At 75.3% G+C, this 1,346-nt stretch carries 2 protein-coding genes; both read left to right on the forward strand.

The window, feature by feature from the left end; all coding sequences use genetic code 11:
• On the forward strand, window positions 1–423 hold a 423-nt coding region (locus tag AB0M20_RS43845; protein ID WP_364307449.1), incomplete at its 5' end, for a phosphotransferase.
• A 91-nt stretch (window positions 424–514) separates the two neighbouring features.
• On the forward strand, window positions 515–1,346 hold an 832-nt coding region (locus tag AB0M20_RS43850; RefSeq protein ID WP_364307451.1), incomplete at its 3' end, for an AfsR/SARP family transcriptional regulator.

The raw sequence follows: 1,346 nt of genomic DNA on the forward strand, positions 1-1,346 counted from the left end.
CCCGGGTTGATCGTCGGGCACCAGGACGCGGCGCCCTACAACGCGGTGGTCGACGGCGGGCGGCTGGTCGGCTTCTGCGACTGGGACATCGCCGGTCCGTCATCGCGCGACTGGGATCTGGCGTTCTCCGCGCTGTCCTGGGTGCCGCTCGCGTCCCCGCGCGACGGCACGCCACCGGGCGCCCACGAGTTGCCGGAGCGGTCCCGCCGGCTGCACCTTCTGCTCGACGCGTACGGCTACGACGGCGACCGGAGGGCCTTCGGGGCGGTGGTGCCGCAGCGGGCCCGGCGGCAGGCCGAGGTGATCCGCAGCATGGCGGGCGAGGGAGACCCGGCGTCAATCGCGCTGCTGCCCATCGCCGAGCTTCTGGAACGGTCCGCGGCCGACGTCCAGGCCCTCCCGGACTCGTTCTGGGTGCGGTGAAGCGCCGCCGCCCCGACGAGCCATTGATCTGGGTGGTGATCCTGGGATACTGCGTCGGACGGCGGCTTCGCCGTGGCGACGGGTTGGGCGCATGGAGTTCAGGATTCTCGGGCCACTCGAGGTGGCCGGCGACGACGGACGGCTGCTCGACCTCGGGCGGCCCAAGCAACGCGCCGTTCTCGGGCTCCTCCTGCTGCACGCCGGGCGGGTCGTGTCCCTCGAGCATCTCGTCGACGAGCTCTGGGGCGAGGAACCGCCCGCCCAGGCCGTGGCCTCCCTGCAGGCGTACGTCTCGCACCTGCGGCGGCTGCTCGCCACGCCCCGCCTGCTGATCAGTCAGGCGCCCGGCTACCGTCTCGACGTCGCACCGGACGATCTGGACGCCGCCCGCTTCGAGAGGCTCGCCGCCGAGGGCCGCCGGCTGCTCGACGCCGGTGAGCCCGGCGCCGCCGACGAGACGCTGGCCCGGGCCCTGTCGCTGTGGCGCGGCGACGTGCTGGCCGACCAGGCGGAGATCGCCCGCGGCGAGCGGACCCGCCTCGAGGAGTTGCGGCTCGGCGCCCTGGAGGACCGGATGGCCGCCGGGCTGGCACTGGGCCGGCCCGCCGCGGTGGTCGCCGACCTCGACCGGCTGGTGGTCGCCCACCCCTATCGGGAGAGCCTGCGCGGGCTGCGGATGCTCGCGCTCTACCGCGCCGGGCGCCAGGCCGAGGCGCTGGGCGCGTACCAGGAGACGCGGGCGCTGCTGAGCGATGAGCTCGGCATCGATCCGGGCCCCGAGCTGGAGCTGCTGCACCAGCGGATCCTCGGCCACGCGTCCGAGTTGGACGGTCCGGCGGAGTCCCGGGCCGTGCCGGTGGCGCCGCCCGAGCCGCGGCCCGACCTGCTGGTGGGCCGCGACGAGCAGCTCGCCGCGCTGCGGC

This window comes from Actinoplanes sp. NPDC051633, assembly GCF_040681735.1.
GTDB lineage: Bacteria > Actinomycetota > Actinomycetes > Mycobacteriales > Micromonosporaceae > Actinoplanes.